Source organism: Amycolatopsis sp. NBC_01307, assembly GCF_035975215.1.
In the GTDB taxonomy this organism is placed as follows: Bacteria; Actinomycetota; Actinomycetes; order Mycobacteriales; family Pseudonocardiaceae; genus Amycolatopsis.
Genome location: NZ_CP108403.1, coordinates 4,489,133 through 4,507,746, shown reverse-complemented (window position 1 = coordinate 4,507,746; position 18,614 = coordinate 4,489,133). Strand labels below are relative to the sequence as shown.

General features: G+C 71.6%; 16 protein-coding genes and 1 pseudogene. 7 read left to right on the top strand and 10 right to left on the bottom strand.

The window, feature by feature from the left end; translation table 11 throughout:
• Positions 1-2: 2 nt before the first annotated feature.
• Positions 3-728, bottom strand: a complete 726-nt coding sequence (locus tag OG439_RS19120) for a S1 family peptidase (protein WP_326950710.1) — start codon at positions 726-728, stop codon at positions 3-5.
• A 229-nt stretch (positions 729-957) separates the two neighbouring features.
• Here OG439_RS19120 and OG439_RS19115 point away from each other — a divergent pair, with 229 nt between their 5' ends.
• A complete protein-coding gene (locus OG439_RS19115; RefSeq protein WP_326950709.1) occupies positions 958-4,659 on the top strand; it encodes a S8 family serine peptidase in 3,702 nt (1,233 codons plus the stop codon).
• Here the strand turns inward: OG439_RS19115 and OG439_RS19110 are convergent.
• Together OG439_RS19110 and OG439_RS19105 are read right to left on the bottom strand one after the other, a co-directional pair.
• The gene (locus OG439_RS19110) at positions 4,656-5,720 is read right to left on the bottom strand and encodes a helix-turn-helix domain-containing protein (RefSeq protein WP_326950708.1); all 1,065 of its coding nucleotides are present in this window, start codon (positions 5,718-5,720) and stop codon (positions 4,656-4,658) included. The genes OG439_RS19115 and OG439_RS19110 overlap by 4 nt on opposite strands.
• 54 nt (positions 5,721-5,774) lie before the next feature.
• On the bottom strand, positions 5,775-6,410 hold the full coding sequence (locus OG439_RS19105) for a TetR/AcrR family transcriptional regulator (protein ID WP_326950707.1): 636 nt from the start codon (positions 6,408-6,410) through the stop codon (positions 5,775-5,777).
• A 75-nt stretch (positions 6,411-6,485) separates the two neighbouring features.
• On the opposite strand from OG439_RS19105, the gene OG439_RS19100 reads away from it, so the two are divergent.
• On the top strand, positions 6,486-7,904 hold the full coding sequence (locus OG439_RS19100; protein WP_326950706.1) for an FAD-dependent monooxygenase: 1,419 nt from the start codon (positions 6,486-6,488) through the stop codon (positions 7,902-7,904).
• On the opposite strand, the gene OG439_RS19095 is transcribed toward OG439_RS19100, so the two are convergent.
• The 5 genes and pseudogenes from OG439_RS19095 to OG439_RS19075 all read right to left on the bottom strand — a co-directional run.
• The gene (locus OG439_RS19095; RefSeq protein ID WP_326950705.1) at positions 7,901-8,512 is read right to left on the bottom strand and encodes a TetR/AcrR family transcriptional regulator; all 612 of its coding nucleotides are present in this window, start codon (positions 8,510-8,512) and stop codon (positions 7,901-7,903) included. The two genes, OG439_RS19100 and OG439_RS19095, sit on opposite strands and share 4 nt — an antisense overlap.
• A 43-nt stretch (positions 8,513-8,555) precedes the next feature.
• Positions 8,556-9,287 carry a mycothiol-dependent nitroreductase Rv2466c family protein gene (locus OG439_RS19090; RefSeq protein WP_326950704.1) on the bottom strand — a complete coding sequence of 244 codons (732 nt, stop codon included), beginning with the start codon at positions 9,285-9,287 and terminating at the stop codon, positions 8,556-8,558.
• Between the two features lie 39 nt (positions 9,288-9,326).
• On the bottom strand, positions 9,327-10,403 hold the full coding sequence (locus tag OG439_RS19085) for an NADH:flavin oxidoreductase (protein WP_326950703.1): 1,077 nt from the start codon (positions 10,401-10,403) through the stop codon (positions 9,327-9,329).
• A gap of 41 nt (positions 10,404-10,444) precedes the next feature.
• Positions 10,445-10,717 carry a hypothetical protein gene (locus OG439_RS19080; RefSeq protein WP_326950702.1) on the bottom strand — a complete coding sequence of 91 codons (273 nt, stop codon included), beginning with the start codon at positions 10,715-10,717 and terminating at the stop codon, positions 10,445-10,447.
• Positions 10,669-11,529: pseudogene (locus OG439_RS19075) on the bottom strand (MFS transporter); the annotation flags it as partial. The gene OG439_RS19080 and the pseudogene OG439_RS19075, both read right to left, overlap by 49 nt.
• A gap of 252 nt (positions 11,530-11,781) precedes the next feature.
• Between OG439_RS19075 and OG439_RS19070 the strand changes: the two are divergent.
• The 3 genes from OG439_RS19070 to OG439_RS19060 all read left to right on the top strand — a co-directional run bounded on the left by OG439_RS19070 (position 11,782) and on the right by OG439_RS19060 (position 14,033).
• The gene (locus tag OG439_RS19070; RefSeq protein WP_326950701.1) at positions 11,782-12,135 is read left to right on the top strand and encodes a MerR family transcriptional regulator; all 354 of its coding nucleotides are present in this window, start codon (positions 11,782-11,784) and stop codon (positions 12,133-12,135) included.
• A 220-nt stretch (positions 12,136-12,355) separates the two neighbouring features.
• Complete coding sequence (locus OG439_RS19065; RefSeq protein ID WP_247053000.1) at positions 12,356-12,736, top strand: hypothetical protein; 381 nt, start codon at positions 12,356-12,358, stop codon at positions 12,734-12,736.
• 4 nt (positions 12,737-12,740) lie between these two features.
• Entirely contained in the window at positions 12,741-14,033 is a 1,293-nt protein-coding gene (locus OG439_RS19060; RefSeq protein ID WP_326950700.1) for a trans-sulfuration enzyme family protein, read from the top strand.
• Here OG439_RS19060 and OG439_RS19055 read toward each other — a convergent pair.
• Positions 14,030-14,650, bottom strand: coding sequence for a hypothetical protein (locus OG439_RS19055; protein ID WP_326950699.1), 621 nt, complete (start codon positions 14,648-14,650; stop codon positions 14,030-14,032). The genes OG439_RS19060 and OG439_RS19055 overlap by 4 nt on opposite strands.
• Positions 14,651-14,882: 232 nt before the next feature.
• Between OG439_RS19055 and OG439_RS19050 the strand changes: the two genes are divergently transcribed.
• The gene (locus OG439_RS19050; protein WP_326950698.1) at positions 14,883-16,109 is read left to right on the top strand and encodes a TetR/AcrR family transcriptional regulator; all 1,227 of its coding nucleotides are present in this window, start codon (positions 14,883-14,885) and stop codon (positions 16,107-16,109) included.
• Here OG439_RS19050 and OG439_RS19045 read toward each other — a convergent pair.
• Complete coding sequence (locus tag OG439_RS19045; RefSeq protein WP_326950697.1) at positions 16,056-17,267, bottom strand: oxygenase MpaB family protein; 1,212 nt, start codon at positions 17,265-17,267, stop codon at positions 16,056-16,058. The genes OG439_RS19050 and OG439_RS19045 overlap by 54 nt on opposite strands.
• A 183-nt stretch (positions 17,268-17,450) precedes the next feature.
• On the opposite strand from OG439_RS19045, the gene OG439_RS19040 reads away from it, so the two are divergent.
• Entirely contained in the window at positions 17,451-18,614 is a 1,164-nt protein-coding gene (locus OG439_RS19040) for an acyl-CoA dehydrogenase family protein (RefSeq protein ID WP_326950696.1), read from the top strand.

Here is an 18,614-nt window from a genome sequence, read left to right as displayed (position 1 = left end):
GGTCAGCCGATGACCCGGCGGATCCAGCTCAGCTGCCGGAAGACGTCGCCGGCACCGGCCATGGTGTCGCGGTCGGAGGTGTCGAAGACCCCGACGAGCGTGCCCGTCGCGGCGCCGGTGCCCATGACCGGGCCGCCGGAGTCGCCGCCCGCCGGGATGCCGGTGACGCTCGTGGTGCAGAAGTCGGTTCCGCCCGGGACGGCGAAGCCGTCGCAGTGCGGGTCGTCGGCGGCCAGGACCCGCAGGAGCGACTGCTTGAGCACGTCCGACTGGCAGCTGTTCTCGTCGCCCTGGCAGGTGGCGCCCCAGCCGTACTGCCGGACGTGCCGCCCCGGCCGCACCGGGCCCGTGGCGGGCAGTTTCGCCGGGGTGACGGTCATCGGCGGCACCTTGATCAGCATCATGTCGGCGTCCGCGCTGCCCTGCCTGCTGCCGGGCACCGGCCGCACCACGGTGCCTTTCCGCTGGTCCAGGTGGCCGACGTGGAACTCGATGCGGGTGTCCGCGATGGCCTCGGCCTGCTCGAAGAAGCAGTGCGACGCGCTGATGATCCATTCGCGCGTGATCGCGGTTCCGGTGCACTCGCCCTTGCCGTCGACGAGCATCCGCACGGCCCACGGCCCGCTGGTGCTGACCGAGCCGCCGATCACCGCCGACGCGGCAGGGGCCGTGGCCAGCGTGGCCGGCGCGACCAGCGCCAGCAGGACGAGCAGACGGCGAAGCCTCATGCGGATGCCCTTTCGTCGGTCGGTGTTCGAGGCGGATCAGACGTCTGCGAATTCTTCCGGCTGCCGGCCCGATCGGCTCGGCGAGAACCGGTCGATCACCCAGGCGATTGTCGTGGGCCAGTGGCCGGCGTCCGGGTGGCCCGTGGTCCGCTGACGAAGATGCGACGTGTCGTGTTTTGGACGCGGCCGCCCTAGTGACGGATGACGATCACGGCGCGAGCCTGGTGCGATGTACTGGAGATCACGTGTTCTGGTCCTGACCTGCGTCGCCACCCTGGCCGCGGGCACCGCCGGAGCCGCGGACGCGGCCCCCGGCCCGACAGCGGCGCCGGCCCCCGCGGCCGTCGAACGGCATTCGGTCACCCTGCTCACCGGGGACGTCGTCCAGGTCGAACGGCAGCCCGGCGGCAAGCAGGCCGCCACCGTCCAGCCCGCACCGGGCCGGGAGAAGATCCGGTTCCACCAGCAGGAGGTCGACGGCCACCTCAGCGTCTTCCCCGAGGACGTCGCCCCCCGGCTCGGCTCGAAGCAGGTCGACCGGACCCTGTTCGACGTCACCGAGCTGATCGCCGAGGGTTACGCCGACGAGCAGTCGAAGACGCTCCCGCTGATCCTCACCTACCGCAAGGGCGCCGACCTGCGCACCGCCGAGGCGGCCCCGGCGGCCGCCGAGCTGGGCGTGACGCTGAGCAGCGTCAACGGCCGTTCCGCGCGGGCCAGCAAGGCCGACGCCACGGCGTTCTGGACGTCGTCGGCGGGCAACGCGATCGAGCGGATCTCCCTGGACCGCAAGGTCCGTGCCTCCCTCGACCGGAGCGTCCCGCAGATCGGCGCCCCCGAGGCGTGGGCCGCGGGCTACGACGGCACCGGCACCACGGTCGCGGTGCTCGACACCGGCTACGACCCCACCCACCCCGACCTGGCCGGGCGCGTGAAGGAGGCGGTCAACTTCACGACCAGCCCCGACACCACCGACCACTTCGGCCACGGCACGCACGTCGCCTCGACGATCGCGGGCTCCGGCGCCGCCTCGGGCGGGCGGCTCAAGGGCGCCGCGCCGGGCGCGAAACTGCTCGTCGGCAAGGTCCTCGACGACGACGGCTTCGGCTACGAGTCCTGGGTCCTCGCCGGGATGGAGTGGGCGGCGCACTCCGGGGCCAAGGCGGTCAACATGAGCCTCGGCGGCGGTCCGACCGACGGCACCGACGAGCTCAGCCTCGGTCTCGAGGCGCTCAGCGCGCAGACCGGCACGCTCTTCGTGGTGGCCGGCGGCAACGACGGCGAACTGGGCGCGTACACGATCGGCTCGCCGGGCACCGCCGCGGCGGCGCTGACCGTCGGCGCCGTCGGCCGTGACGAGAGCCTGGCGCCGTTCTCCAGCCGCGGCCCGCGCCTGGGCGACAACGCCGTCAAGCCCGACATCACCGCGCCCGGCGTCGGCATCGTCGCCGCGCGCGCCGCGGGGACCGCCATGGGCGACGTCGTCGACGACCGCTACACCGCCGCGTCCGGCACGTCGATGGCCACGCCGCACGTCGCGGGCGCGGTGGCGATCCTCGCCCAGCAGCACCCGGACTGGACGGGCCGGCAGCTCAAGGACGCGCTGGCCAGCACCTCCCTGACCGCCGGCGGACTTTCGGTGTTCGAGCAGGGCGGTGGCCGGGTCGACGTCGCCCGTGCGGTGAAGCAGCAGGTCTTCGCCACCGGCACGCTCGACCTGGGCGCCGTCGAGGACGGCCGGGCGCCGGTGGTCAAGCAGGTCACCTACACCAACGTCGGCACCACACCGGTCTCCCTGAAGCTCGCCCTCGACGCCAAGTCCCTCGCCGGTGTCCCCGCCGCCGACGGGATCCGGCTCGGCAAGTCCACTGTGGACGTCCCGGCCGGTGGCCAGGCGAGCGTCACGATCACCGGCGACCCGGCGAAACTGGCGGCGGGCACCTACAGCGGGCGGCTCACGGCGACCGCGTCCGGTGTGGTCGTGCACACCTCGCTCGGCGCGGACAAGACCGCGCCGAAGCGCAAGGTCACGCTCACCGCCCTCGACCTGCAGGGCAAGCCGACGGTCGCGCCGTGGCTGCTGATGTACGGCGAGGACTACCGCTTCGACGTGAACACCTGGCTGGCCGGCGACGGCCTGACGGTCGAGCTCGGCGACGGCGTGTACTACCTGACCGCGCAGGTCAACGGCGTCCAGAGCAGCGACTACGTCTACCAGGTCGTCCAGCCGGAGATCCGGATCACCGGCGACACGACCATCGTGCTGGACGCCCGCAAGGCGGTGAAGGTGCAGATCGAGACCCCGAAACCGTCGGAACAGGCCGGGATCTGGAGCTACTACACCTACCGGGAACTCGGCTCGCGCAAGATCGCGAACTACGCCATGCAGTTCGACTACACCCGTGAACTCTGGGTCACGCCGACGCCGAAGGTGACGACCGGGGCCTTCGAGTTCGGCTCCCGCTGGTCGCGGATCGCGCCGCCGTTGACGGCGAACGTCCTGGGCGGCCGTGCTCCGCTCACGACCCGCTACCTCGCCGGATCGCCCAAGCTGGACGGGTGGCGGCTGCTCCAGGCCGTCTCCGCGGGTGCGGGCAAACCGGCGGACTTCACGAAGGCGAACGTGCGCGGGAAGGCCGCGATCGTCGACCCGGACCCGGCGGACTACAACCGCGACGAGGTCTCCCGCGCTGCCGCGGACGCCGGGGCGGCGATCGTCTTCATCGTCGTGCCGGACGGCTGGGGGACCGCCGCGGTGCCGTCGATCAGCGCGGCGCCGTTCCTGCGGATCCCGACCGTTCAACTCGACCGGGACGAGGGCGTGGCGCTGCTCGGCAAGATCAAACGCCTCCCGGCTTTCCTGAGCCTGCGAGGGATCGCGGTCAGTCCGTACCTCTACGACGTGGTGCAGACCGAGCGCGACCGGATCCCGGAGAAGCTCGTCCACCGGGTCACCGCGGCGAACACCGCGACCGTCACCACCCACTACCGCCAGACCGGCAGCGGCGGGGAGGCCAAGGAACAGCGGTTCGCGTGGAAGCCGTGGCAGGACTTCGCCGTCAACGAGTACCAGCGGTACGTGACGACGCCGTCGACCCGCGAGGAGTACGTCAGCTCCGGGGACGTCCAGTGGCAGCACCGGGTCAAGCACGGCCTGGTGTGGGACGAGATGTCGCCGCTCGACGGCGGTGTGACCGCGGCGCCGCGCACCTACACGGGCAAGGAGAACCTGACCGAGGACTGGTTCGCACCGGTCGTGCGGCCCGCCATCCCGCGGGGCGTGCCCGGTTTGGACTCGACCCGCGAGGGCGACAACCTGCGGATCCGGATCCCGGAGTTCGTCGACAGCCAGGCCGGGCACTACGGTTTCAACGAAGGCGACGACCAGGCCGCCCCGGCCACCACGTCGGCGAAACTGTTCCGGGACGGCAAGCTCGTGTCGGAGCAGCCGTACGCGTTCGGCACCTTCCCCGCCGGCGCCGACCCGGCGACCTACCGGCTCGACCTGTCGGTGCGGCGCGACTCACCGGAGTGGCTGTTCGGCACCAGCACGCAGACGTCGTGGACGTTCCGCTCGGCCCGGTCGGCAGCGCCGGCGCTGCTTCCGTTGCTGCAGCTGGACTACGCGGTGGACGCTGACTCCGGCAACCGGCTCCCGGCCGGTCGGAAGGCCAGGATCGGCCTGAGCGCGCGGTTCCAGGACGGGATGGCCGCGCCGGACGTACGATCGGTGAAGGCCTGGGCGTCCTACGACGACGGCAGGACCTGGCGCGCCGTCGACGTCAAGCGCACCGGGAAGTCCTACGAGGCCACGATCGACCACCCGTCGCTCGGGGCCACGAACAAGTACGTCGCGTTGCGGGTGCAGGCCACCGACGCGGCGGGCGAGATCGTCGACCAGACGGTGACGCGGGCGTACGGGCTGCGCTAGCCGGTTTCGCTCAAGGGCTCCGGGTGCCTTCCGCCGGTTCGCGGCAGGAGGTGCCCGGGGCTCGGCTCGTCCAGCCAGCCGAGTTTGCTGGCCTGCCAGGCCAGCTGCATCCGGGTGCGGGCGTTGACCCGGCGCATCAGGTCCTGCAGGCGCCGCTGGACGGTCCGGTAGCTGACGTCGAGCTGCGTCGCGATCGACTTGTCGCTGACGCCGCCGATGAGCAGGGACAGCAGCCGCCGCTCGTCGGGGTCGAGGTGGCTCGTGGGCGCGGTGTCGCCGATCCGCAGCGGCGACGCGCGTTCCCAGTAGACCTCGAACAACGCGACCAGCGCGGACAGCAGGCTGCTCTCCCGGACGAGCGCGGCGGTCGGCTCGCCCGTGCTGTCGTGGCTGACCAGCGGGCACAGCGCCACCGAGCGGTCGGAGATGGCCAGGCGCACCGGGAGTTTCGAGATCGAGCGGGCGATCTCGCCACCTTCGATCCCCTCCAGGACGTTGACGATCCGGCCGGGTTCTTCGAGCAGGCCGGTCTCGTAGATCACGCGGTAGCGCACGCCGCGGGCCTGCGCGAGCGCCTCCTCGACGTTCTCCGACGCCGCCATCGCGACGTTGCCCTCCAGGCAGAACCACAGCGACTCTTCGCGGGCCCCGCGCTGGATGGCGAGGGCCTGCCGCCGGATCGCGTCCACCCCGGTGACGACCTCGACGAGCTGCGCGGAGTCCCGCCGCCGCGCGCTGCCGCGGTACTCCTCGGCGAGCTGGGACACCGCGGCCCTGGCGGCCTCCAGCTTCTCCTGGCCGTGCACCAGCAGCGGACCGAGCGAGACGTCCGGCGGCGCGGACACGTAGTGCTCGTCGGTCCTGTTGACGAGCCCCTTCGCCAGCAGGACCTCCAGGATCGGGTCGACCTCGCCGCGGCCCACGCCGATCTTGCCCGCGATCTCGTCGGGCGCGGTCCGGTAGCCGCCGACGATCGCGCGGTAGACCCGTTCTTCATCGGGGGTCATGCCCAGTGCTTCCAGCACAATGCCTCCTGGCCACGTGGCCGGCGGGTGTCCCATCGGCGCTGACGGCTTGTCGACAACGTACAACGCGGGCGCAAACGGGTGAACGGGTCACACCGCTTCGTGATCTTGCCGGTCGTCCCGCAGCGCCGACTCCGCTTGCCCGGCCAGCCAGCCGGCCGCCTGCTCCAGGCCCCAGCCGAAGCTCCACATGGTGCGCCACGACTCGAACCCGAAGTAGAACCACAGGATCTGCCCGACGCGGGTCCGGTCCAGCCCCGCGCGCAGGCCGCCGATCTCGACGAGACGTCCCGCGGCGACGTCGAGACGCGCCCGGGTGGCGCGCACCGCCAGGTCGGCCGCGGCGGCGACGTCCCGGTCGGCCGTGCGGTTGTCCAGCAGGATCGCGAGGATCCGCTGCCGGCGCCGTTGCACCGAGCCGGTGCCCTCGGCCACCAGCCGCACCACCGCGCGGACGTCGGCGCACCCGGTGACCGCCCGCGCCGCTTCGACGGCTTCCTCGTCGCGGGCGCCGTCCTCGGTCAGCGCGGTCACCAGGGCCGGCTTGCCGCCCACGCTGGTGTAGACGGTGTTCACCGCCACCCCGGCGGCCTCCGCGACGGCGGCGACGCTCGTGCGGGCGTACCCCCGCTCGGCGAACAACGCGGCGGCCGCGTCGAGGATCGTCCGGCGGGTGTCCTGGGCGTGCCGCTCCCGCACCGACGACCGGTAGTCACGTGCAGCCATGGGCCGATGCTACCTCCCTACATTGAGAGTATGATCGTTACTATGAATATGGGGAGACTCCAGTCAACTGAACCGGTGCGTGACGACGTCGTGGTCGTCGGAGCGGGGCCGGTGGGCCTGTGGACGGCAGCGGAGCTGGGCCTGGGCGGCGTGCCGGCCGTGGTCCTGGAACGGGCCGCCGGGCGCAGCCCGCACTCCAAGGCGCTGGGCGTGCACCCGCGCACCCTGGAGGTGCTGGCGACGCGCGGGCTCGCCGAGCGGTTCCTGGCCGAGGGAACGCCCATCCCGCGGTGGCACTTCGGCATGCTGGACACCCCGATCGACCTCTCCGTGCTCGACACGCCCTACCCGTTCATGCTCGCCCTGCCCCAGCGCCGCACCGAGGAGCTGCTCGAAGAGCACGTGCTCGCGGCGGGGGCGCGGATCCTGCGTGGCCACCGCGTCACGGACCTGACGCAGGACGAGGACGGCGTCCGGCTGGAAGTGTCCGGACCGGACGGTCCGTACACGCGCCTCGCGCACTACGTCGTCGGAGCCGACGGCGTCGGCAGCGTGGTGCGCACCGCGGCCGGGATCGCCTTCCCTGGGACCGAAACGACGTTCTACAGCTACCTCGGCGAGGTCCGGGTGACGTCGGAACCGGTGCGCAGCGCCCACAACGAGCACGGCGCGCTGCTGTCGGTGCCCCTGCGCGACGGCCGCTACCGGATCTCCGGGGTGGACAAGGTGACCGGCCACGAAGCCGGCCCGTTGACCCTGGAAGCCCTGCGCGAGGCCACGATCCGCGTCGCCGGGAGCGATTTCGGGATGCACGACCCCAGCTGGCTCACCCGGTTCGGCGATGCCGCGAAGCTGGCGGAACGCTACCGCCACGGCCGGGTGCTGCTCGCCGGCGACGCGGCGCACCGGCACCTGCCGGCCGGGGGAGTGGGCCTCAACGTCGGCGTCCAGGACGCGATGAACCTCGGCTGGCGCCTGGCGGCGGTCGCCCGGGGCGACGCGGACCCGGCGCTGCTGGACGCCTACCACGACGAGCGTCACCCGGTCGGGGAACAGCTGGTCCAGCACACCCAGGGCCAGTCGGCGCTCATCACCGCCACCACCCCGGACGGGATGGCCCTGCGGGCGGTGCTGAGCGGGCTCATCGCCGAGGTGCCCGAGCTTTCGCTGGCGCTGGCCCGCAAACTGTCCGCCCTGGACGTCGCCTACCCGGCCGGCGGCCACCCGCTGACCGGCACACGCGTGCCGGTCGCACAGCCGTGGCCGGTGCTCCTGGTCGACGCGGCCGCACCGATCCCGGCGGCCACCGCGGCCGCGGTGAAGCGGGGAATCGACGTCGTCGCGGCGCCACTCCCGTGGACCACTGCGGCGGCGGTGCTCGTGCGTCCCGACGGGCACGTCTGGTGGGCCGCGGACGAGGTGGACGACGAGCGGATCGCCGCGGCACTGGCCGACGTCGGCGTCCGCTGGCCTGAACGCTCCGCTTCGGCCTAGGCGTTGCGCCGCTTCGGCTTGTCCCGCGGTGTCGTCTTCGTCGGTGTCTTCGGCGGTGCCAGGAGGCTAGGCATGAGGGCCACCGTCTCGGCGAACGCGTCGTTGTCGCCGAGGACTCGGGCGAGCACCAGCGAGCCTTCGATGCGCAGGAAGACGTCTCGGGCGGCACGCATGGCGTCGTCCGGGCGGCGGCCCGCGCGTTGTGCGGCTTCGGCCATCGCGTCGATCCACGTCTTGGCCAGCGCCCGGGCGTGGTCGCGCAGCCGCTCCGGGGTGCCGGCCAAGGTCATCGTGTCGAGGACGCACGACAACGCGCCCGCCCCGTAGAACTGGCCGAGCCGTTGCGCGGTCTCCGTGATGCCCTCGGTGACGTCCGGGTCCTCGCGCATCGGCGCCAGTATCCAGAGGAACCGTTTGCCCACCTCGGTGAGCACGGCGTCCGCCATCCCTTCCTTGCCGTCGGGGAAGCGGTGGTAGAGGCTCGCCCGCTGGAGGCCGGTGGCCGCCGAGAGGTCGCCGATCGCCGTGCCTTCGACGCCCTTCTCGCGGAACACCTTGACGAGCAGGTCGATCAGGTCGGCTTCGGTGATGGAGGGGGGGCGGGCCATACCGGCTAGTTTACCGAACTTTCGGTAAACTAGCCGGAGGGTGCTACTTCTTGAGCCTGCGGCTCCCGGCGTGCCAGTCCTCGGTCTTGCCCGTCTCCTCCGTCGTGACGCCGAACGACGGCAGCTGCGGGCGCTCGCGCAGGCTGCGCTTGAGCTCGGCGAAGCCGGGGAACCGGGCGAGGCCGACGACGTGGTCCCACAGCGCCGCGGCCTGGTCCTCGTCGGGCAGCCGGCTGATCACCGGCCCGAAGAAGGCGACACCCCCGGGCGGTTCGAAGTGGACGATCGGCGTACCGACGTCCTTGCCCGTCAAGGACAGTGCCTCGTCGGACTCGGCTTGGATCTCGGCGTCGCGGGTCGTGTCGTCGAGGGCGTCGGCGAGCGACGTCGGCAGGCCGGCTTCGGCGAGCGCGTCGGCGGCGAGGCCGGGGGTGCCTTGCCAGCCGGGGGTCTTGCCTTCGTCGGGGCCGGCTTCGAGGATGCGCGCGCCGAAGGCCGCGTAGAGCGGGCCGATCGCCTCACGGCCGTGCTTCTCGCGGGCCGCCGACGCGACGCGCAGCAGCCGCAGGCCCGCGGTGTGCTGGGCGTCGTACTCCGGGGGGAAGTGGGTGTCGTAGTCGAGGTGCGAGTTGATCAGGCGCAGGGAGATGAACCGCCAGTCGACGGTGTAGTCGCGCTGCGCCTGGACGATCCGGATCCACTTGCTCGTCATCCACGCGAACGGGCAGATGGGGTCGAAGTAGAAGTTGATGTCAGCGTTCTTCGCCGGATTCATGGTCACGATCCTAAGGTCGGTCTTCGGGTGGACGGCTGCTCAGTAGACGAAGCTCGGCCAGCCGCTGACGTAGTTGATGAAGCGCTCGCTCAGCCCGCCGGTGCGCAGATACTGTGCCGTCACGGGAAGCTGCGCGCTGTCGTACCGCGGGTTCGCTTTCACCTGCCGGGGGAAGTCCCGCTGGAGGATGCCGGCCCGGCCGATCAGCACGAAGTCGCAGCCTTCGTCCAGCAGCTGCCCGGCGCGCTGGGCGCTCATGATCTTGCCCGCTGTCCCCACGCGCACGCTCTTCCGGGGAAGATCGGTGAAGACGCCGAGCATGGACTGTCCGCGCAACGCCCCCTCCTGGACGAGCTGCGCGGAATCCCACAGGGCCAGGTCGAGGTAGTCGATCAGCTCGCGGTCGAGCACCTCGGCGGTGATGTCCCGCAGTTCTTCCAGGCGCAGCCCGTACCGCTCGACCGACAACCGCCAGCCGATCTGGAACCCGGGGCCGCACGCCCGGCGGATTCCCTCGATCACCTCGAGGGTGAGGCGAGCCCGGTTCTCGGTGCTGCCGCCGTACTTGTCGGTGCGGTCGTTGAGCAGCGGTGACATGAACTCGGACAGGATCCACCCGAAGGCGCCGTGGACGGCGACGCCGTCGAACCCGGCCCGTTCCGCCCGCACGGCGGCGGCGACGAAGCTGTCGCGGATGCGCTCGACTTCTTCCGTCGTCAGCGCTTTGACACCCGGCACCGTGGAGTCGGAGGCCGGAGCCGGGAGCCCGCCCAGTTCGGGGCGAGCGCGATGGCCGGCGTGGTGCAACTGCACCGCGGACAGGCCACCGCCCCGCCGGATCGAGGTGGCCATCTCGGTCAGGCCGGGCAGGTGGGCGTCGCTGTGGACACCCAGCTGCCGCTCGAACGCGATGCCGCCGGCCTCGACGGTGGCGGCGCACGTCTGGATCAAGGCGTAGTCGCTCCGGGCGAGCTGCCTGATCCACTCCTGGTCGAAGGGGGACGCGGAACCGTCGTGCTCGCTCTGCTGGTTGGTGAGCGGTGCCAGCATGAAGCGATTGCGCATCGCCGGGCCGTGGGCGAGGGTGAGCGGTTCGAACAGATCCGAAACTGACATGACGATCTCCTGCTGACGATGATTTCGGGCGAGCGACGGCGCTACTGGCCGGAGACGGGGTTCCGCGCCGGGAACGCGTGGGTCCGGGCGAGGAGCACGGCGAGCGCGGTCGGTACGAGGAGCACGACGGCCGCGATGATGAGCGACTCGGGGCCGAAACCGGCGAGCAGCGCGCCGCCGACCAGGCCGCCCAGTCCGATGCCCGGTTCCAGGTGGTCACCATCGACGACTGGGCTGCGTCGGCGTGCTTGCCCGCGGCCCTCATCAGCGCCGACTGCAGCAAGGTGGCCGCTCCGCCGAACGCGAGTCCCCACGCCGCGACCGCGGCGTAGTCGACGGCGGGGCTGGAGGCGGCCACGGCGAGCACGCCCGCGGCTACGGCGAAGAGTGCGGTGCTGACGACGACCAGCCGGCGGTGGTGCCGGTCGATGAGCACGCCGGTGAGCCAGATGCTGACGATCGAGGCGATGCCGAAGTCGAGCAGGACCCACTGCACCTGGTCCTGCAGTCCGGCTTCGGAGAGGATCGGCGCGATGTAGGTATAGAGGATGGTGTGCGCGAGTACGAACGCGCCCGTCACGGCGAGGACGGTGCGAATGCCGTGCAGCCGCAGGATGCGACGCAGCGGAACCCGATCCTCGGCCTTTTGCCCGGCGAAGTTGGGAAGGCTCCACACGGTCCAGATGATCAGCAGCCCGGTCAGGGCCGTGACGACGCCGAACGTGAGCTGCCACCCGACCGCCTTGCCGAGGTACGCCCCCACGGGAACGCCGAGGGAAAGGGCCACGGGCGTACCGGCCATGGCGAACGCCATCGCCCGCCCCTTGAGCCCGGGGCCGACCAGCCGGGATGCGTACCCGCCGAGAAGGCTCCAGACGATGCCGGAGGAAGCGCCCGCGATGAATCGCGCGCCCATGGTGACGGGGAAGCTGAGGGAAATCGCGGTCACGAGGTTGGCGACCACGAATCCGGCCAGCGCCGCCAGGAGCAGATGACGTCTCGGCCACGAGGCGGTGGCCAGGGTGACGGGAATCGCCGTCAGCAGGGTGCCGACCGCGTAGATCGTGACCGTCTGACCGCCGACGGATTCCGAGACTTCCAGCGCCTGGCTCATCTGCGGCAACACGCCGGCCGGCAGCGCCTCGGTGAGGGTGGTGATCAGTCCGGCGACGAAGAGCGCGATCAAGGGGAGCAGGGGCAGCCGTTCCGCGGGCGCGGTTGTCGGAACGTGCGTTGGTGAGGTGGTCACGAGTGTCCTTTGTGGTCAGAGCCGTTGAAGGTGTTGCCCTGGGCTCGAATCGGGCCTCCGTGTTCGGAGACTCGGCTAGACTCCAACCTTGACATCGATGTGAAGGCTAGTGGCTTTCCGGGAGTTGTGATGAGGATCAAAGCGCTGTCCGAGCGGACCGGCGTTTCCGCGCGGTTGCTGCGTTATTACGAAGAGCAGGGTCTTATCGATCCTCTACGCCAGCAAAACGGTTACCGCGACTACGACGAGGCTCAGGTCGAGCGGGTCCGACAGATTCGTAGCCTGCTGGATGCCGGGCTGACAACCGAGATCATCAGGGCCGTGCTGCCCTGCCTGGCCGAGGCGGCGGATTCCCGTTATCCCGCACCGGACTTCGTCAGTCGGATCCGGCAGGAACGCAGCCGCATGGCTGAACGGCTCGCAATCCTGTCGAAGAACCTGCAGGCGATGGACGCCTATCTGGACGCGCTCGTCAAGGAGTAACACTCTGGTGTCCACTGTGCACAGTCCGAGGTGGACGCTTCGGTTCCGGTGTTCGTTGGTCCGGTCATGGTCCTCCCCGGTATGGACGATGGCACACTTGTTACCGAACGTACGGTAAAAAACTCCTGCGGGCAGCGTGACGAGTGCCACTTTTGAATATTACCGAACGTACGGTAAAAATGAAGCCGTTCACCTCATCCGATCCCGAGGAGCACGTTCCATGAGCAGTAAGACCGCGGTCGTGGTGCTGTCCGACCCGTCGACCGGCACCGACGAAGCACTGGGCCGGGTGTTCGACGCCCTCGCCACGGCGTGGGAGTTCGCGCAGGGCGGGGAGGCCCTGGTGCTGTTCCAGGGCACCGGCACCCGCTGGCCGGCCGTGCTGGCCGACCCGGCCCACCCCGCGCACGAGCTCTACACGGCGGTGAAGAAGCAGGTGGCCACGGTGGCCTCCTCCGGCTGCACGACCGTTTTCGGGGCGACTGCGGGCATCGAGGCCGAGGAGATCAAGCAGATCGGCCAGAACCAGGCCCCCGGCACCCCCGGCGTCGCGAGCATCCGGGAACTGGTCGAGTCCGGTTACCAGGTCCTGACCTTCTGACGCCGTGACCTCATCGACCGGCTCGCCGTCCACCCGGCGAGCCGGCGGCGAGGTCCGGCGGGATCCCCGACGCCGGGCGGCCGCCCGGCGCAGCGACAATCCGAAGTGGACGGTGACGATGAACCCCAGCGCGCACCCGGCGACCCGCGCCGCGCGAGCGGGCACCCACACCCCGCCCGGCGCGGCCCCGCCCCTGGTGCCGGCGCTGCACCAGAGCACCGTGCACGCCTACCCGGACCTCGCGTCGCTGCACCGGGTCCTCGACGACGAGGAGCGCGGGCAGGTCTACTACCGGTTCGGGCACTACAACGGCCAGGTGCTCGAAGAGGCCGTCGCGGACCTCGAAGGCGCGGCCGACGCGGTCTCCGCCGCGTCCGGCATGGCCGCGCTCACCGGGACGGTGCTCGCCCTCGTCGAGGCCGGCGGCCACGTCGTCGCCGACCGCAACGCCTACGGCGGCACCCGCAGCCTGCTCGAGGTCGACCTGCCCCGGCTCGGCATCACCACGACCCTCGTCGACGCCGCCGACCCCGGCGACGTCGAACGGGCGCTGACCCCGCGGACCGGGCTCCTGCTCGTGGAGGCGCTGACCAACCCGACCATGCGGGTGCCCGACCTGCCCGCCCTCGCCGCGCTCGCCGCCGCGGCCGGTGCCACCTTCGTCGTCGACTCGACGTTCGCCACGCCCGCCCTGATCCGGCCGCTCGACCACGGCGCCGACCTGGTGTGGCACAGCATCCCCAAGTACCTCGGCGGCCACTCCGCCGCGATGGGCGGCATCGTCGCCGGCGACGCCGGCCTCGTCGCGCGGATCCGCCGGTCGATCGTCCACGTCGGCGCCACGCTGGGCCCGTTCGACGCGTGGCTGGCCCTGCTCGGGCTGAAGACCCTCCCGCTGCGGATGCGGGCGCACACCCGCGGCGCGACGGCCGTCGCGGAGTTCCTCGCCACGCACCCGGCGGTCACGCGCGTGCACCACCCGGCGCACCCCGGCCACCCGCACGCCGCCACCGCGGCCCGGCTCTACCCGGGCGGAACGGGCGGCATGCTGTCCTTCGAGCTCGCCGGCGGCCGCCGCGCCGTCGACGAGCTCATCCGCCGCCTCGGGCCGGCGATCCCGCTGTCGCCCAGCCTGGCCGACGTCGCGACGACACTCGTCCACCCCGCCACGACCACGCACCGGTCGCTGGCCCCGGAGGACCTGGCGGTTCTCGGGATCACCGACGGGCTGGTCCGCCTCTCGGTCGGCATCGAAGAGCCGGCCGACCTCGTCGCCGAGCTGGGCGCGGCGCTCTAGAGCCGGTCGGCGAGCTTCCGCGCCAGTGCGGTGTAGACGTCGGTGCGGTGCTCGCGCAGGTACAGGGTCACGGTCCGGTTCTGGCCGTGGCTCCGCTTCCCGGTCATGACCAGGGCGACGCCGTCGGCGGCGGCCAGCGGGCAGTGGATCGCGCCCTCGCCGATCCCGGGCAGGGTGGTCGCGGGGCCGCGGCAGTCCCGCTTGCTGTTTTCGACCGCCCTGGCGGGTGTGTAGGACCGGGACGACGCGATGATCCACATGTCGAGCACCCAGGGCGTCCGGTACTTGCCTTCGTAGCGGCACCGGAACTCGGTGCCGGGTACGTAGGTCGGGTCCGGCGGCTGCTCGGTCGCGATGATGTCCTCGCTGGTGCCGATCAGCTCCTGCACTTCGCCGGGGCCGAGGAACGGGCACGCGGCCGTCACCTTCGCGGGCGACACCAGCGGCGTGAACGGCGGCGCCACCGGGGTCGTGGTGGCCGGCGGGGTCGTGGCCGGGCGCGCGGTCGTGGCGGTCGTCGCCGGCGCGGACGTCACGGCGGCGGTCTTCGGGGCCGAGCACGCGGCCGGGCCGGCCAGGACCAGTACGGCCGCGAGAGCGACCCCGAATCTCCCCATACCGCCAATCTAGCCCGAAATCGGTCGGTGGCGAGGGCCGGTGCAGCGGTCACGACCGCGGAAACCGTCGAATGGGAAGTGGCGGATCCCGCCGAGGTGCCGGATTCGTCGGTGGCGCACCCACAGTCCGTCCCGCGGCCGGGCGACCGTGCTGATCCCGGGCCCTCGGTCCGGCTCGTGATTGACTGGCACGCATGGCCCTGCTCCCGCGTCCGTTCGCCCGGGTCCGCCGATGACCGCCGAGTCGCCCGCGGCCACCCGGCCGCGCAACCGCAAGCAGCTCATCGTCGAAGCGGCGGGCCGGGTGTTCAGCGAGCGCGGTTACCACGCCGCGTCCATGGAGGAGATCGCCACCACGGTGGGCATCACCGCGGCCGCGCTGTACCGGCACTTCCCGAACAAGTACGCGTTGTTCGCCGAGTGCGCGAACGTGATGGTGGACCGGCTCGTCGCCGCGGTCGACGAGGTGCCGCCCGACGCGGCCTTGGCGGACCTGCTCGCCGCCGTCACCCGGGTCACCGTCGCCCATCGCGCGGCGGGCGGGCTGTACCGGTGGGAGGCGCGCTACCTCGACCGCGACGACCGCCGGGTCCTGAGGGCGAAGTTCGCGCACGTCGTCGCGCGGGTGACCGGGGTGGTGCGGCGCGAGCACCCGCTGCCGGACGAGCACCTGCGGGCCGCGGCGGCCCTCGGCGCGATCGCGTCGGTCACGATGCACCGCACCTCGATCGCCCCGCGCCGGGCCGAGGACCTGCTGCTGGCGGCCGCTTTGCGCGTCGCCGCGACCAGCCCCGCGGCGGCCGTCGGGAGCGCGCGCGCCGTCGAGCTGCCGGTCCTGCCCGTGCCGCGCACCCGGCGCGCGGAGATCCTCGCCGCCGCCGTCCCGCTGTTCGAACGGGACGGCTTCGCCACCGTCACGAACGGCCGGATCGCCGAGGCCGCGGGCCTGGTCCCGTCGACGATCTACCGCCACTTCCCCGCCAAGGCCGACATCCTGGCCGCGGCCTGCCTGCAGGCCGCGGGGCTGCTGGCCCAAGCGGTGGAACAGAACCTGCACGGGGTGGCCGGCCCGCACGACGCCGTCGTCGCACTGGCGGCGACGTACGTGGCCTACAGCTTCGAGCACACCGCCCTCACCAGCGTCGCCGACGCCGAGGTCGCCGGCCTGCCGGCCGCCCTGCAGCGCCCGTTGGCCGTCGCGCAGCGCGAGCACATCGCCGTCTGGGAGCAGCAACTGCGGCTGGCCCGCCCGGACCTCGATCCGCGCCAGGCCCGGGCCCTGGTGCACGCGGGCTTCGGCGTGGTGGTCGAGGCCGGCCGGCGGCTGCGGTGGCGGGACAGCCCGGACCACCGCGCCGCCGTCACCGCGTTGGTCGTCGGGGCGCTGGGACTCCCGGCGCGCCGGTCAGGCGCCGGGCCGGTTCGCGGTGGGGATCACGATGGTGGTGCTCGTCGGTGACGTCCCGTTGTTGAGGAACAACATCGCCAGCGCCCGCACGAACTGGTCGAACATGTAGAACCCGACGGGCAGCACGGGCAACAGCCCCTCCCGGAACGCGATGTAGGTGGGCCACCCGGTGCGGACCAGGGTGGCCGCCGCGTAGTCGCGGGGCAGGGAGAGCCAGTCGCCGATCTTGTCGTTGAGCACGTAGCGCACGAACTCGTTCAGGAATCCGCGTGTCACACCCAAATCGACCTGCGCGGTCAGGCCGAGGAGGTCCTTGGCCAGTTCCTTGCCCTCGGTCGTCGGGGCGAGGATCGGCGTGAGCGCGTACGCCGACTGCGCGTTCGCGTCGGCCCACGTCTTGGGGATGAACTCGTCGCGCACGCCGAGCAGGTGGATGGCGACCTGCCACATGTGCAGGAAGGCCTCCTCCTCCGCGGCCGTCATCGGCACCTTCCACTCGACCAGCTTCCGGTGCACGAAGGTGCCCAGGCTGTGGAAGGTGACCAGGATGTCGCCGTTGCTGATCGGGATCGGCGTGTCCGTGGCCGCCTGCCAGTGCGCCGACCGCGGCAGCAGGTGGCGCACCGCGGCGTGCACCAGCCGCGTCTTGTTGGCGGTGACCACGAACTGGCCGGTGGGCTCGTAGGCGGTCAGCTCGCTCAGGTCGTAGCCGAACGTGAACGTCTTGGCCGCGCGGTCCTTCATGTTGGCGCCGCCCGCGGACCAGTAGACCGACTCGGCCTCCCGCGGGATGACCGTGCTCATGATGCCGCTGCCGAGGCCGTACAGCATGAACAGGTAGGTGTCCTTGCGCCGGTTGAAGTCGGCGGCGAGCCGGAGCTTGGCGCGGTCGGCCCAGGCGGGCAGGTTCGCGGCCTGCTGGAGGTGCGCGGCGAGGGCGGCCGGCAGGCTGCTGGGCACCGGGTCGTTGTTGTTCGCCCACGACGCCAGCGCGGCGTTGACCGCCGGGACCTGGCCGTTGTCGAGCAGCGATGCCACGAGACCGTCGACCGGGCCGTCCCAGACCTGCCACGGGTCGGCTCCTGAGCCGGTGCCGGCCATCGACCCCGTCGACGACCAGGCCCACGCGGGGGCGGCCGTGCTCGCCACACCCGCGAGCCCGAGCGCCGCACCGAGGGACAAGACACTCCTTCTGCTGAGATTGCTCATTTACATACCTGCTTCCTTGGAGGCTGTTACGTGCATCTCTGCTGTCTGGCCTGGACTTGGTGCCACGACGTCGTGTTCGAGCTTGTGTGCGGGTGCGATTCCTCGTTAACATATCGAAGCGGGGTGCCGGTCAGCAAGGCCGTCGCCGGCCGGAACCGGTTCGCAGGCGTCGAAGGAGTTCGTGTGACCACAGTCAGCCCGGCCGAGCGGTCGCTCTACGACCAGGACCACGAGCTCCTGCGGGACACGGTCCGCGCGTTCGTCGACAAGCACGCCGCGCCCCACGCCGAGCGGTGGCGGGCGGCGGGCAAGGTCGACCGCGAGCTCTTCCGGGAGGCCGCCCGCGCCGGGATCCTCGGCTTCTCCATCCCCGAGGAGTACGGCGGGGCCGGGATCACCGACTACCGCTTCAACGCCGTGATCGGCGAGGAGTTCTCGCGTAACCCGGTGTCGGACGGGCTCGCCTGCGTGGCGCTGTCCAACGACATCGTCGTGCCCTACTTCACCGACCTGACGAACGACGAGCAGAAAGCCCGCTGGCTGCCCGGCATCGCCGCCGGCGAGCTGGTCGTCGCGGTCGCGATGACCGAGCCCGGCACCGGCAGCGACCTCACGGGGATCAGCACCACCGCCGTCCGCGACGGCGACGACTACGTGGTCGACGGCAGCAAGGTCTTCATCTCCAACGGCCAGAACGCCGACCTCGTCGTCACCGCCGTCCGGACCGGCCCGGACCGCCACGGCGGGCTCAGCCTGCTGGTCGTCGAGGCCGATCGGGCCGGCTTCTCCCGCGGCCGCAACCTGGAGAAGATCGGCCTGCACGCCCAGGACACCAGCGAGCTGTTCTTCCAGGGCGTCCGGGTGCCCGCCGCCAACCTGCTCGGCGCGGAGGGGGCGGGCTTCGCCGGCCTGATGCGCAACCTGCCCCAGGAGCGGATCTCGATCGCCGCCAACGCCGTGGCGTCGTCGGAGGGCGTGCTGGAGCGCACCCTGGACTACGTCAAGCAGCGCACGGCGTTCGGCAAGCCGATCGGCTCGTTCCAGAACACGCGCTTCGAGCTGGCGGAAATGGTCACCGCCGTGCGGGTGAGCCGCAGCTACATCGACGACCTGCTGGCCCGGCACTCCCGCGGCGAACTGTCCTCAGTGGACGCCGCGGCGGCGAAGTTCTGGACCACGGAACAGTACGTCGACATCGTCGGGCGGTGCCTGCAGCTGCACGGCGGATACGGTTACATGCTCGAATACCGCATCGCGCACGACTACCTCGACTCACGCGTCTCCACCATCTACGGCGGCACCACGGAGATCATGAAGGAGATCGTCGGCCGCGACCTGGGCTTGTAA

Excerpts from the sequence above, each read along its gene's own strand:
- OG439_RS19120 (WP_326950710.1), bottom strand. The coding sequence starts at position 728 with ATGAGGCTTCGCCGTCTGCTCGTCCTGCTGGCGCTGGTCGCGCCGGCC.
- OG439_RS19115 (WP_326950709.1), top strand. The coding sequence starts at position 958 with ATGTACTGGAGATCACGTGTTCTGGTCCTGACCTGCGTCGCCACCCTG.
- OG439_RS19110 (WP_326950708.1), bottom strand. The coding sequence starts at position 5,720 with ATGGGACACCCGCCGGCCACGTGGCCAGGAGGCATTGTGCTGGAAGCA.
- OG439_RS19105 (WP_326950707.1), bottom strand. The coding sequence starts at position 6,410 with ATGGCTGCACGTGACTACCGGTCGTCGGTGCGGGAGCGGCACGCCCAG.
- OG439_RS19095 (WP_326950705.1), bottom strand. The coding sequence starts at position 8,512 with ATGGCCCGCCCCCCCTCCATCACCGAAGCCGACCTGATCGACCTGCTC.
- OG439_RS19090 (WP_326950704.1), bottom strand. The coding sequence starts at position 9,287 with ATGAATCCGGCGAAGAACGCTGACATCAACTTCTACTTCGACCCCATC.
- OG439_RS19085 (WP_326950703.1), bottom strand. The coding sequence starts at position 10,403 with ATGTCAGTTTCGGATCTGTTCGAACCGCTCACCCTCGCCCACGGCCCG.
- OG439_RS19070 (WP_326950701.1), top strand. The coding sequence starts at position 11,782 with ATGAGGATCAAAGCGCTGTCCGAGCGGACCGGCGTTTCCGCGCGGTTG.
- OG439_RS19065 (WP_247053000.1), top strand. The coding sequence starts at position 12,356 with ATGAGCAGTAAGACCGCGGTCGTGGTGCTGTCCGACCCGTCGACCGGC.
- OG439_RS19055 (WP_326950699.1), bottom strand. The coding sequence starts at position 14,650 with ATGGGGAGATTCGGGGTCGCTCTCGCGGCCGTACTGGTCCTGGCCGGC.
- OG439_RS19050 (WP_326950698.1), top strand. The coding sequence starts at position 14,883 with ATGACCGCCGAGTCGCCCGCGGCCACCCGGCCGCGCAACCGCAAGCAG.
- OG439_RS19045 (WP_326950697.1), bottom strand. The coding sequence starts at position 17,267 with ATGAGCAATCTCAGCAGAAGGAGTGTCTTGTCCCTCGGTGCGGCGCTC.